9 protein-coding genes and 3 pseudogenes are annotated in these 12332 nt (G+C 63.4%); 5 read left to right on the forward strand and 7 right to left on the reverse strand.

The window, feature by feature from the left end; all coding sequences use genetic code 11:
* Positions 1-11 precede the first annotated feature (11 nt).
* Entirely contained in the window at positions 12-1214 is a 1203-nt protein-coding gene (gene nhaA / locus J3A75_RS33715) for a Na+/H+ antiporter NhaA (RefSeq protein WP_053621289.1), read from the reverse strand.
* 239 nt (positions 1215-1453) lie between these two features.
* On the opposite strand from nhaA, the pseudogene J3A75_RS33720 reads away from it, so the two are divergent.
* A pseudogene (locus J3A75_RS33720) lies at positions 1454-2214 on the forward strand (IS5 family transposase); the annotation flags it as partial.
* Positions 2215-2226: 12 nt separating this feature from the next.
* Here the strand turns inward: J3A75_RS33720 and J3A75_RS33725 are convergent.
* Together J3A75_RS33725 and J3A75_RS33730 are read right to left on the reverse strand one after the other, a co-directional pair.
* Complete coding sequence (locus J3A75_RS33725; RefSeq protein WP_209651215.1) at positions 2227-3735, reverse strand: LuxR C-terminal-related transcriptional regulator; 1509 nt, start codon at positions 3733-3735, stop codon at positions 2227-2229.
* Positions 3736-3984: 249 nt separating this feature from the next.
* Positions 3985-4200, reverse strand: a complete 216-nt coding sequence (locus J3A75_RS33730; protein ID WP_012329775.1) for a hypothetical protein — start codon at positions 4198-4200, stop codon at positions 3985-3987.
* 605 nt (positions 4201-4805) lie between these two features.
* Between J3A75_RS33730 and J3A75_RS33735 the strand changes: the two genes are divergently transcribed.
* Entirely contained in the window at positions 4806-6143 is a 1338-nt protein-coding gene (locus J3A75_RS33735; protein WP_245365011.1) for an FAD-binding oxidoreductase, read from the forward strand.
* A gap of 20 nt (positions 6144-6163) precedes the next feature.
* Here J3A75_RS33735 and J3A75_RS33740 read toward each other — a convergent pair.
* Positions 6164-6416, reverse strand: a pseudogene (locus J3A75_RS33740) (helix-turn-helix domain-containing protein); the annotation flags it as partial.
* A 63-nt stretch (positions 6417-6479) separates the two neighbouring features.
* Between J3A75_RS33740 and J3A75_RS33745 the strand changes: the two are divergent.
* The 3 genes and pseudogenes from J3A75_RS33745 to tssC form a co-directional block, all read left to right on the forward strand.
* A pseudogene (locus J3A75_RS33745) lies at positions 6480-6740 on the forward strand (IS5/IS1182 family transposase); the annotation flags it as partial.
* 796 nt (positions 6741-7536) lie between these two features.
* Positions 7537-8049: a type VI secretion system contractile sheath small subunit gene (gene tssB, locus J3A75_RS33750; RefSeq protein WP_209651217.1), complete on the forward strand. Its 513-nt coding sequence runs from the start codon at positions 7537-7539 to the stop codon at positions 8047-8049.
* 161 nt (positions 8050-8210) lie between these two features.
* Entirely contained in the window at positions 8211-9710 is a 1500-nt protein-coding gene (gene tssC, locus J3A75_RS33755) for a type VI secretion system contractile sheath large subunit (protein ID WP_209651218.1), read from the forward strand.
* A gap of 238 nt (positions 9711-9948) precedes the next feature.
* Here tssC and J3A75_RS33760 read toward each other — a convergent pair.
* The 3 genes from J3A75_RS33760 to J3A75_RS33770 all read right to left on the reverse strand — a co-directional run bounded on the left by J3A75_RS33760 (position 9949) and on the right by J3A75_RS33770 (position 12094).
* A protein-coding gene (locus J3A75_RS33760) for an IS3 family transposase (RefSeq protein ID WP_209650223.1) occupies positions 9949-11132 on the reverse strand; the annotation gives its coding sequence in 2 pieces (ribosomal slippage) (positions 9949-10868 and positions 10868-11132; 1185 coding nt in all).
* 63 nt (positions 11133-11195) lie between these two features.
* Complete coding sequence (locus J3A75_RS33765; protein ID WP_209651219.1) at positions 11196-11381, reverse strand: hypothetical protein; 186 nt, start codon at positions 11379-11381, stop codon at positions 11196-11198.
* Positions 11382-11578: 197 nt separating this feature from the next.
* Complete coding sequence (locus J3A75_RS33770) at positions 11579-12094, reverse strand: Hcp family type VI secretion system effector (RefSeq protein ID WP_043074955.1); 516 nt, start codon at positions 12092-12094, stop codon at positions 11579-11581.
* Between the last annotated feature and the right edge of the window lie 238 nt (positions 12095-12332).

Raw genomic sequence — 12332 nt, forward strand, 5'->3', positions numbered from 1 at the left:
CCGGTCCCGGTTCAGCAGCGGGACAGTCGGGCCGGGGCGAGCCGCAGGACCAGCGCCCCGGCGGCCATGCAGGCGAGCGAGCCGAGCAGCACGCCGACCTTGGTCTCGGCCTCGAGCTCGGGGACATGCGCGAAGGCGAGCAGGCCGATGAACAGGCTCATGGTGAAGCCGACGCCGCAGAGGAGCGAGACGCCGTAGACCTGCCACCATCCTGCATTGGCCGGGCGCTGTGCCAACCCGAGCTTCACGGCAGCGAAGACGAGGCCGAACACCCCGACCTGCTTGCCGACGAACAGGCCCAGCGCCACGCCGAGCGTCACGGGGTCGAAGAGCATGTGCGGCGTGATACCCGCCAGCGACACGCCGGCGTTGGCAAAGCCGAAGATCGGCAGGATGAGGTAGGCCGACCACGGATGGACCGCGTGCTCCAGGATATGCAGCGGCGAGGTCGGGTCGTCCGGCTTGCCGGCGCTGAGGCGCAACGGGATGGTCAGCGCCAGCAGCACGCCGGCGATGGTCGCGTGGACGCCCGACGCGAGCACGAACACCCAGAGGAGGATGCCGAGGAGCAGGTAGGGCCACAGGCGTGCCACGCCGGCCTTGTTGAGGCCGTAGAGCACGGCGAGCGTCGCCGCGGCCCCGCCCAGCATCGGGAGCGACAGGTCGGCGGTGTAGAACAGCGCGATGATCAGCACGGCCCCGAGGTCGTCGATGATGGCGAGCGCCGTCAGGAAGATCTTGAGTGAGACCGGCACCCGGGACCCGAGGAGAGCCAGGACGCCCAGCGCGAAGGCGATGTCGGTGGCGGCCGGGATGGCCCACCCCCGCAGCGTCTCGGGGGAGTTCCAGTTGACCGCGGTGTAGACGATGGCCGGCGCGGCCATGCCGCCGATCGCGGCCAGGCCGGGCAGCACCCGGTCGGGCCAGGTGCGCAGACGTCCGTCGAGCACCTCGCGCTTGATCTCCAGCCCGACGAGGAGGAAGAACACCGCCATCAGGGCGTCGTTGATCCAGTGCAGGACCGAGAGCGGGCCGAGATAGGCCTTGAGGGCTGCGAAGTAGGCGTCCTTGAGCGGCGAGTTGGCGACGGCCAGCGCCAGCGCGGCGCTGGCCATCAGGACAAGGCCGCCGCCGGCCTCGCTGACGAGCATGTTGCGGAGCGCCGACAGACGGCGGCGCGGCGGCCGCGGAACGGCGCGGGAAGGGGCCGACACGGGCACGGGTCTCCGGCGCTGGCGGCCCGACCAGCGCTCAACCTGCCGATCCGAACGACGGACCGCGCACCCTGCGCGGGCTATCGCATCGGAGCCGGGCTAACGCAACTCGCACTTGCGCGGCCTGCGCGAGGAACGAGCCCCGCAGGGCGAACCTCGCACCAGAGCATCTCGGGTCTGTCGTCGCCTGAGCCATCTGGCATAGCACGCGTTTTGTGCCCTCGCCGGGAGGAAAGACGATGCTGAGCGACGCGCCATGGGCTGTTCTGGAGCCGCTGGTTGAGGCGTGTCGGCCGAAGGCGAAGACACCACCGCAAGACCTCCAACGCACGCTCTCAGCAATCCTGCGGCGACATCGGAACGGCGCCAAGTGGCGTGCAATCCCGCACGAGATCGGGCCGTGGTGGGCCGCGCAGATCTTCATCCGGTGGTCGCGCGCTGGGGGCTGGGAGCGTCTGCGTGCTCTCGTGCAGGAGCGCGGCGTTCGGCTGGGCATGGTGTTCCTCGACGGCACCAACATGCGTGCGCATCAGAAAGCGGCCGGGGCGGCGAAAAGGGCGGATCTGCAGCCGGGCGAGATGATCGTGAGGCTCTTGGCCGATCGCGTGGCGGGTATGGGTCCAAAGCCTGCGTGATCGCCGACGGTGCAGGCCGCGCGATCGCCTTCCGGATCGCACCGGGGCAGGCCCATGAACTGCCGCACGCGCTGCCCTTGCTTGAGCAACTGCCGAGCGATCCGCGATGGGTCGTCGCGGATCGCGGCTACTCCAGTCATCGCTTCCGGCAACACGTCCGGGACGCCGGGGCAAAGCCCGCTATCCCGTCCAAGCGCAACGAGGCTCCCGCGCGCTGTCCGGAGTGGATCTACACCCACCGCAACATCGTCGAGCGGCTCTGGGCAAGGCTTAAGGAGTGGCGAGCCATCGCCACGCGCTACGAGAAGACCGCCGCCAGCTTCAGCGGCGTCCTCTGCCTCGCCGCAGCCCTCGATCACCTCAGGTCACGACAGGCCCTAGTCGTCGTCGTGTTGGGCGGGACGCACACCGGCGGCCGTCGCGATCAGAACGGCCTCGGGCAAGGTGCGGACGCCCAGCGCCTCCATCACTCGGGCCCGGTGGATCTCCACCGTGCGTGGGCTCAGGCCCAGCGTACGAGCGATGGTCTTGTTGGTCCCGCCAGCGAGCAAGCCCTCCAGCACCGCGCGCTCGCGCGAGGAAAGCGCCACGATCCGGCTCCGAGCCTCGTTGCTCCCGCGCGCCCGATCCGCCTCGGCGTGGATCTCGGCGAGCGCCGTCTTGACGGCGAACAGCAGCGCCTCCGGTGCCCAGGGAGCTTCGAGGAAATCGACCACTCCCGCCTTCATAACGCGGACCCCGAAGCCGATATCGCCCCCGCTCGCGCCGACCGCCACCATGGGCAGGTGCGCGCGTGCCGTCTTCAACTCACTTGCGACGACGATGTCGCCGGCTTCCTCCAGGTTGAACACGACGCAGCCCGGCCTCAGCGAGCCTGTCATCTTGAGGAGAGCCTGACCGGCCGCAAAGGCTTGCACCTCGTAGCCGCCAGCCTGTAGGGCCTCGACAAGGTCACGCCGGGCATCATCTCTACCCGCGATCACGTAAGCGCGTAGGCCGGTATCGACGGTGATGTCCTGCGCGATACCGCCGGCTGACCGGCTCCGTCCGTCAATCCCCGGGATTGAGAAGAAGGTATCGCGGATGCGGCGCACGGCGTCATCCGAGGCGCGCAGGATGCGGTACTCCAACACGAGTGTCTCGCCACCGCCAACCCGCTCCAGCGCCTGCGCGGCGGCATCTCGGTCGTCCGGGTGGACGCTGGCGAGCCAGCGCGCGAGGTCCGGCATGTCCTCGGCGGGCATGCCCCAGACCTGCTCAAAGGCCGGGCTGAGGTAATCAAGCCGTCCACTCTCCAGATCGGCGAGCCAGAGCACGTTGGCCGAATGCTCGGCGAAGCGCCGGAAGCGCTCCTCGGTCAAGCGCAAGGCACTCGCCTTCTGTAGGCGGTCGATCACCGGCCCGAGAATAATGGCGTAGGTGCGCAGAAATTCAGTGTCCTCGTTGCCGAAGTCGCGCCGTTCGGTCGCGTCCACCTCCAGCAGGCCGTAAGCCTTCCGGCCCGGCAGAAAGATCGGCACGTTGGCGAATGCGATGACCCCGGCCTCCTTCATGAAGGCGGGGACATCGAAGCGCTCCTCCTCGCGGATGTCTTGCGTGATGATCGGCAAGCCTTCCCTGATCGCGAAGGTCTCGGAGGAGCGCTCTCTGATGGGTAGGCGCAGCCGGCCAACGATGCCCGGAGCCCAGCCGACGCCGGCCCTCACGAAGAGCACCTGTCCATCCTCTTGGATTTCCAGGATCTTGGCGCGGGTGATGCCGCAAGCCTCGGCGACGAGACGGCAGGCCTCGGTGAGCACCTCGTCGAGGTTCTCGCTGCGCAGGACGAACTCGCCGAAGTCGGCCAGAACCTGCTGGCGCTTCATCATCTGCTCTTGGCTGGGCATCGGAATTCCCCGGCGCGGAGCGATGAGGCGCTCGTCAGCGAAGAACCGTGGCTCGGACCATGCGGAGCACCTCACTCACCTGTGTGAACACCGCGAGCCGATCTTGGGTTCAAGGCGGGTGAGCGACGTCAACTGAGCCCGGCGATGTGCCCGAAACTGGGCGTTTTATGGCGATCAGGGGGCGGTTGCTCAGGCTCAATAAGTTCGCCGGAACGCTGGGCCCCTACGTCGGATTGCAGGATCGGGCACCTACCTTGTGATGCGCTTCGGCGCGATGGGGTCGCTTGCCGGGAAGGTCTCCTCGACGGCTTCGTCGAGCAACTGGTCCTGGCGCTTCTCCAAATCCTCGTCGGGTACGCGGGGCCCCGGGGCCGCATCTGCAGCCCGGTCGGGGTCGCCCAGGTTCGAGACGCGCTTCCCAACGCCGTCGATGGCGGGTGGCTTTGCTGGCCCGGTGTTCGACATGGAGCCCTCGCATCCTCGTCTGCCTCTACGACGCGAGCTCAAATGGCGCCCCTCGTTGGGTGTGATAGCCGGATCCGTCCTAAGTGCGATCCTGGCTGGTCAATCAGCCCGGTATGATCCCTCAAGGCGCCGCCTGGATGGCTGCTTGGGCCACCGCGCCCATATTCGGGAGAATTCTCAGCATTCGTAGCCGATCCACGGAGCGGATAGTCTTGCAAAGGGTCACTTCGAACCCCTTTTGAGCCGCGCAAGACGTACGATCGGCCGCCACCCGAGCCTCAAACAGACGGGTCGCGAACGGCCAGACTACGTCACGTCGGGTCGTCCGCGCGCGCAGGGCCGGGCGTTCAGCTAGGTCCGCGTTAGCGAGGCAGTCAAGGCGTATCGGGCGGACCGATGGCGAACCGTAGGGCTGCTCTTGCCGCGGCGGGGAGCCCGGATAGAGTGGCTGCCCCCTGCCGCGCCGGGTTGACGGCGTCAGCCTCGATCCCATTCACCTCCTGCCACGAGCCGCGCCAACCCGGATGTTGTCCTCGCCATCCCCAGATCTATCCGCCTTCCACGAGTTTCTCGGCGAGGGCGGCCTCATCACCGATGCCGCCAGCTTGACGCGCTACACCCACGATCAGCGCGCGTTGATGCAGGGGCAGACGCCTGGCGTCCTGCGCCCGCGCTCGACCGAAGACGTCCAGGAAATCGTCCGTCTGGCAGCGCGCCTCGGCTTCGGCCTCGTGCCTCAAGGAGGCAACACCAGCTATGTCGGCGGTGCCACGCCCGAACCCGGCCGCGGGCAGCTCGTCGTGACGCTCGAGCGGATGAGCCGGATCCGATCCGTCGACGCGACGGGCTTCACTCTTGCCTGCGACGCCGGCACGATCCTCGCCGACGCGCAGGCGGCTGCCGAGGCACGCGGCTGTCTGCTGCCGCTGAGCCTCGGTGCCGAGGGCAGCTGCCGTCTCGGCGGCAACGTCGGAACCAACGCCGGGGGCCTGCAGGTGCTACGCTACGGCATGACCCGGGACCTCGTGCTCGGCTTGGAGGTCGTGCTGCCGGACGGATCGCTGTTCTCCGACATGCGAACCTTGCGCAAGAACAACATCGGCTATGATCTGAAGCAGCTCTTCATCGGCGCCGAGGGTACGCTCGGCATCGTGACCGCGGTGGTGCTCAAGCTCTGGCCCGCGCAGACACGGCGTGCCACGGCTTGGGTGCAACTCGCGGCCGGCGCACCTATCCCGGCGATCGCCGCTCTGGTCCGACGGGAGACCGCTGACCTCGCCTCAGCCTTCGAGCTCATCTCGGCCTCATCGCTGGGTCTCGTCGCCGACATGCGCGGCGCCGAACTCGGGCTCGCGTCCGGTCCCGGCGGCGCGGTGCTGCTGGAACTCTCCGCATCCTCGGAGCGCATCCCGCTCGACGATATCCTTTCGGGCACTCTGGAAGCGCTGATCGAGGCTGGTCACGTCGAGGATGCTGCGCTCGCCCAGTCGGAGCGGCAGCGGCGCGAGATGTGGACGATCCGCGAGACCATCCCTGAGGCGGAGAAGCACGCCGGTGGATCGGTCAAGCTCGACATCGCTGTGCCGACTTCGGCGGTCGCCGACTTCCTGAACCAGGCCGGCGCGGTCGTGGAGGCGCATGCTCCGGGCACGCGTCTGTCGGTCTACGGCCATGTCGGCGATGGCAACATTCACTTCAATCTGATGGTGCCGCCGGGCCGCGATCGGATCGCCTTCACGCGAGAGATCGAGGCGGGCGTCGCTCACGCGGTCTACGCGGTGGCGCTCGACCTCGGCGGGAGCTTCAGCGCCGAATACGGCATCGGCCGGTTCAAGCGCGACTTGCTGAGCCGCTACGGCGGTCCGACCCGCCTGGCCCTACTCGGCGCTCTCAAGCAGGCCATTGATCCGCATGGATTCATGAATGCGGGGGCGATGATCTGACCGGAACGTCCAGCGCGAGTGCCGGGCGGACGTGTCTTGTCGCGCAGCAGACCTTCGACGCCAGCCTCGGCGTAGCGCCGCTGCCAGCGCCACACGACCGGGCGGCTGACGCCCGCCCGCCGGGCGAAGTCCTGGACACTCGGGCGCTCGGGCCGAGAACAGGACGATGCGGGCGCGCCGGGCCTGCTTGAGCGGGCGGGAGCGGTCGCTGGCGATCGCAACCAGCCGTGCCGCGTCGCTCGCATTGAGAAGCACACAGACCGTCTGAGCCATCGCCCAGACTCACACGTCTCGTCGCGCGCGTGAATCCTCGGTCCGCGTCGCTGCACGAGGTCCCGCATCATTCTGGCCGATAAGGGCTACGACAGCGCCGCCATCTACCAGCAGATCGAGGCGATAAGAGCCGCGTTCAACATCCCGCCAAAGGTCGACCGCCGCTGGAAGCCGTGCTTCTCGCCCGTGCTCGATCGCGGCCGTCACACCATCAAGCGGATGTTCGGGCGACTCGAGGACTTTCGCCGCATCGCCGGCCTCTATGATCGGATCGCTCTCGCTTACACCGCTGCCGTCTGCCCCGCGGCGACGGTCCGCTACTGATTATCAGTCCAGACGGTAGGGCCAGCGAGCCGAACTGATAAGGGACAACTGCGACCGAATTAAAGAACTGGCGCGGGAGAACTGTGAACTCCGACACGCCGATGAGATCCTGAGGAAGGTATTGCCGGCGTACCTCAACCGAGAGAACCTCCGACAAACCCGATGCGATTCAGAGAGGCTGTAGAAGCGGTGCGAGTGGTGGGAAGCAAGCGGATCCGGAGCGCGGCAGTCCAAGCCTGAATAGATCAGGCCAAGCTCGAACGTATATCACATAATTCACTAGCCGGGCATCTTGTGGGACCACTGACATGATCATCCGGAATCAATTGTCAGTTCTGACATTTTTGAAAATGTGTCATGCTGCAAGATCGCTGTTGCTGCGATTTGGATGCAATATAAAAGGCCCCATCTAATGTAAATACATAGATTTCATGATCTTCAACTGCGTTTTATAATGACATAAAAAGAAATTAAAAAACTCTCTTTTCCAAGGTTGCCTTGTTGCGACTCGGCCTAATATATGGTTTATCATACGAATGGCAGCATTAGCCACACCGCGAACGACCATACTGACACTTCTGCGATTCTATTTTGTAGTGTAAATCAAACACTTTAAATCGTACTTCGAATACATTTCCCGCATTCCGCGTCCGAAATCGCCAAAAAAATCAAACATCTACAGAGACCTATCATCGAACCCTCTTGAGGGCTGCAATAAGCGCCACGATTGCCATACATGAGCGAATGCTTTGTGAAAGATTCCCTTTTACTCGCTTGCTACTGAAGGGATGACGCAATGAATGAGGCAGAAGGTTCTATTGCTCCAAAGGAGCGTATTAATATACGATACGTACCGGCAACGATGGGTCAAATATCTGAGGCAGAATTGCCGCTCAAGCTTGTCGTTCTCGGGGATTTTCTCGGGAAAGCGGATACGACGCCCGTCGAAGAGCGAAGAATGATCAGTGTCGATAAAAACACCCTATCGACAGTTATGAGCGAATCTGAAATCGAAAAAAAGATCACCATCCGTAACTTACTTGATGAGCAAAATGGTAGCACAGACTTGACCGTCGAACTAAAGTTCGAGTCGTTTAAGGATTTCGAGCCGGATTCTCTGGTTCAGCAAGTGCCAGAGCTTATGAAGATGATGCAGCTGCGCGAAGCGCTGGTTGCGCTGAAGGGACCGCTGGGAAATATGCCGGCATTTCGTAAGCGAATGCAGCAAATCCTTGAAAATGAGGAGAGCCGCAACCGGCTGATTGCCGAGCTGGAAGCGCGTCATCAGCTCGATGTTAACGCATCCTGACATGCTGTCTGCGCGGAAGTCCGTCTCTAACCGATCTCGGGACGGCAAGATAACGTCTCGGCATAGATACTCATGAGATAAATCTGAATGACTGCCGTCGTGCAGGTTTGCAAAAACGTGATCTGATCTCCATTTTTTCAATAAGATCTCAAGAGGCTATCATGGACGCTCTGGTTTCAGCATTGTCAACCCAGAGAATTCCGAGTGAGTCTGGATCCCTACTTGAGCAGATAATGGAGGAAACTCGGATCCATCCAGGAGAAGAGGGGTACGATGCTGCCCGCCTGGGCGTGCAAGCATTTATCGCCGACCTTTTGAAATCGGATGACCATAATCAGAAGATCAACAAAGTTCTTGTTGATCGAATGATCGTGGAAATCGACAAAAAAGTCAGCGCCCAAGTCGATGAAATCCTGCACCACCCGGAATTCCGGGAATTAGAGGCGGCTTGGCGTAGTCTTAAAATCCTTGTTGACCGCACCGATTTCCGAGAAAATATAAAAATCAATTTATTGCCGGTCTCAAAGCAGGAATTGCTTGAAGACTTTCAGAATGCGCCGGAAGTGATTCAATCCGGCCTATACAAACACGTTTATTCGACCGAATACGGTCAATTCGGTGGCGAGCCCGTTGGCGCGATGATCGCAAACTTCTATTTCGGGCCGTCTGTCCCCGACCTCAAGCTCCTTCAGTACGCGGCATCTGTAGGGGCTATGGCGCATGCTCCGTTCATCGCGGCAGCGGCTCCGCAGATGTTTGCAATCGATAGCTATCTTGAACTCCCCAATGTCCGCGATCTGGCCTCAGTGTTCGAAGGGCCGCGTTATCGTAAATGGAACGCTTTACGAGAGAGTGAAGATAGCCGATATATTGGTCTTACCGGGCCGCGATTTCTTCTGCGCCAGCCTTATCATCCGATCAACAATCCCGTGCACAGCTTCGTATACAATGAAGATGTGGACTCAAATCATGAGAATTATTTATGGGGAAATACAGCCTTCCTTTTGGCGTCACGCATAACGGACAGTTTTGCGAGATATCGTTGGTGCCCAAATATAATTGGTCCGAGATCCGGTGGTGCGGTCCACGATCTGCCTGTTCACGTATACGATTCTTTGGGGCAAATCGAGTCCAAGATCCCGACCGAGGTTTTGATTACTGACCGGCGAGAATACGAGCTAGCCGAGCTCGGTTTCATTGCACTGACCATGCGCAAAGGCTCGGACAACGCGGCATTTTTTTCCGCTAACACGATCCAGAAGCCGAAGCGGTTTCCCGGGACCAAGGAAGGTAAAGCGGCTGAGACCAATTATAAGCTCGGGACACAGCTTCCTTATCTCTTCATCGTCAATCGGCTCGCTCATTACATCAAGGTTTTGCAGCGCGAGCAGATTGGCTCTTGGAAAGAGCGTGCAGATCTTGAGCGCGAGCTCAATGTCTGGTTGCGCCAGTATATTGCCGATCAGGAAAACCCACCTTCCGAGGTCCGGTCGCTCCGTCCCCTCAGGGACGCGGCCGTCCAAGTCAGCGATGTCGAAGGTGATCCGGGTTGGTACCAGGTGACACTGAAGGTTCGACCGCATTTCAAATACATGGGTGCAAATTTTGAATTGTCGCTCCTTGGCAAACTCGACAAATCTGATGCCGCTACGACTGCTTGATAAACAGCCGCAGTGTATCCGGGTTTAGCTCCGTCTACCATCGCGCATCGGGCCGCCCATTAACTATGATCTCGCGCAAACCTGTGACGGCATCGGCATCGCGCCTGCGCATCCTGAACGGAAGTCTCTTCGATCGCCTCGTGGCGGACGAAGAGGATATCAGGCACCTCGCAGGGATGGACGTCGATAGGGCGCAGATCGCCTTGACCAGCCCCCACGCGGTGGTCCGAGTTCAAAGTTAGTGCAGGGTCGGCCTCTGCTCTACGGGTAGCTTGGCCGACGGAGCCGGTCGGGCGAGCGCAGTCGGCCAAGCGGTCATGGCTGGCACGAACACCTCCGGCGCTGGTGGCTTATAACCAAGCGCACCGTGCGGGCGGATCGTGTTGTAGTGCCGACGCCAGCTTTCGATGATGATCTGTGCCTCCCTCAGGGTGTAGAAAATCTCGCCGTTCAGGAGTTCATCCCGCAATCGCGCGTTGAAGCTTTCGACAAAGCCGTTCTCCCATGGTGAGCCCGGCGCGATGTAGGCGGCCTTTGCGCCAATGGCCGCAATCCAGGACTGCACCGACTTGGCGATGAACTCGGGTCCGTTGTCTGAACGAACGTGCTGGGGCACGCCGCGCAGGATAAACAGGTCCGAGAGCACGTCGATCACGTCAGCTCCCTTCAGCTTGCGCGCAACGCGGATCGCCAGACATTCGCGGGTGAACTCGTCGACGACGTTCAGCATCCGGATTTTGCGCCCGTCATGGGTGCGCGCCTCGACGAAGTCATAGGCCCAGACGTGGTCGCGCCGCTCCGGTTTGAGCCGGAGGCAGGAACCATCCCCGTCCCACAGCCGGCCCTTCTTCGGCTGGCGGCCGGGCACCTTCAGCCCCTCGCGCCGCCAGATCCGCTCGACCCGCTTGTCGTTGACCAACCAGCCGGCCGCCTTCAGCAGCGCGCCGATCTTCCGGTAGCCGTAGCGCCCGTACCGGCGCGCCAGCTCCACAAGATCGGCGGTCAGCGCCGCCTCGTCGTCTCTGCCCCGCGGCACCTTGCGCTGGGTCGAGCGATGCTGCCCGAGCGCACTGCAAGCGCGGCGCTCGGAGACGTCCAGGACGTCCATGACATGCTCGATGCAGGCGCGTCGGCGCGCGGGGCTGGTCAGTTTCCCCGGGCAGCCTCCTGCAGGATCAGCTTGTCGAGCGTGAGATCGGCGATTGCCTTCCGGAGCCGCTGGTTCTCGGTCTCCAGGTCCTTCATGCGCCGGACCTGGTCGCTCTTCAGGCCGCCGTACTCCTTGCGCCAGCGGTAGTAGGTGACCTCCGTCACGCCGATCGTGCGGATCGCGTCCCCAACGCTCTGGCCCTGCGAGACCAGCACATCCACCTGCCGCAGCTTGGCGACGACATCCTCCGGCTTGTGCCGCTTCGTTCCCATCTGTCCGTCCTCATCCTGGCCCGAAAGCCATACCTCAGGGCGGACCACTTCATTGGGGGCAGATCACGGCACGGCGCAGAACGCCAGGGCCGGGTGACCGGGCAGGTCGAGGAACAACCCGGCCGGGTCGGCGGAGAACACCTGGATCGCCCGGGCGGTGACCGCGGCGGTCGGCACCAGCGCGAGGTCGCGGGCGCGGTCGCGCCAGCCCGGCCACCGCCCCGGCAGCCGGGCGGGGGGCCGGACCATCCGGGCCGGGATCGGCCGCGGTGGGGGATCGGCCGCGGCCGGCTCGTCCTGGGCCCCCCGCGTCCGCGCGCGCTTCGTCGCGCGGGACGCGAGGCTGGACCAGGCGGAGCTGTCCGGGCCGTCCGGCGCGTGGGCCGCCCGAGGCGCGCATCGGCTCGCCCTCCGCCGCTCAGGCCGTCCGGCTCAGGCTGTCCGGCTCAGGCCTTGGGCTTGCGCCAGTCGTCGGCGCCCGACGTGCTGGCGACGGTGTGCTCCCACTCGATCCGGCGGTAGGACAGCGACACGGCGACCAGCTGGGTGAAGTCGGCGTTGCGCGCGTCCTGGCAGTGCGGCAGCTGGGCGTCGATGTCGATGATGGTCGCGTCGACCAAGCGGGTGGTGAAGAAGTGCTCCTGCTTGCCGGCCGAGCTGGTGCGGAACCACTTGACCTCGACCTTGGTCAGCATCTCGCCCGAGGTGAGCGCGTTGTAGAGCAGCGGGGTCGCCTTGTTCAGCGGCGCGGTGAACTTGAACGGCAGGTGGACGCGCTGACCCGAGGGCTGGCCGGACTGGGGGTCGCGCGGGATGGTGACGCGGTGGTCGATGGCCTGGACGAGGATCTCGTTCTCGTGGCCTTCCTGCCAGATGTTGCCCACGGAGGCTTCGGTGAAGGCGCCCTGGGTGATGTTGCCCTGGGTCGAGCCCTCGATCGAGATATAGGCGGGTGTCGGCATGGTCTCTCCCGGTGCGGTTGCGGCCGGCCCGGGTCGATCGTGCGATCGTCCGGGCGGGGGTCGGGATGATCCCGCCGTTCTCGGCCCTGCGCGGATAAATATGGCAGAGTTCGTGCCAAGTTAATCTTCAGAGATCCGGTTGCATGCTTGATTGTACAAGCGCCTGATCTTGCACAAGGATCATGGTTACTTGGCGAATGCGTGTCCTGGCGATCGCCTGGAGGTGGAAAAACTTGGC

The organism is Methylobacterium sp. PvP105 (assembly GCF_017876975.1).
In the GTDB taxonomy this organism is placed as follows: Bacteria; Pseudomonadota; Alphaproteobacteria; order Rhizobiales; family Beijerinckiaceae; genus Methylobacterium; species Methylobacterium radiotolerans.

Excerpts from the sequence above, each read along its gene's own strand:
- J3A75_RS33725 (WP_209651215.1), bottom strand. The coding sequence starts at position 3,735 with ATGCCCAGCCAAGAGCAGATGATGAAGCGCCAGCAGGTTCTGGCCGAC.
- J3A75_RS33730 (WP_012329775.1), bottom strand. The coding sequence starts at position 4,200 with ATGTCGAACACCGGGCCAGCAAAGCCACCCGCCATCGACGGCGTTGGG.
- tssB (WP_209651217.1), top strand. The coding sequence starts at position 7,537 with ATGAATGAGGCAGAAGGTTCTATTGCTCCAAAGGAGCGTATTAATATA.
- tssC (WP_209651218.1), top strand. The coding sequence starts at position 8,211 with ATGGACGCTCTGGTTTCAGCATTGTCAACCCAGAGAATTCCGAGTGAG.
- J3A75_RS33765 (WP_209651219.1), bottom strand. The coding sequence starts at position 11,381 with ATGGTCCGGCCCCCCGCCCGGCTGCCGGGGCGGTGGCCGGGCTGGCGC.
- J3A75_RS33770 (WP_043074955.1), bottom strand. The coding sequence starts at position 12,094 with ATGCCGACACCCGCCTATATCTCGATCGAGGGCTCGACCCAGGGCAAC.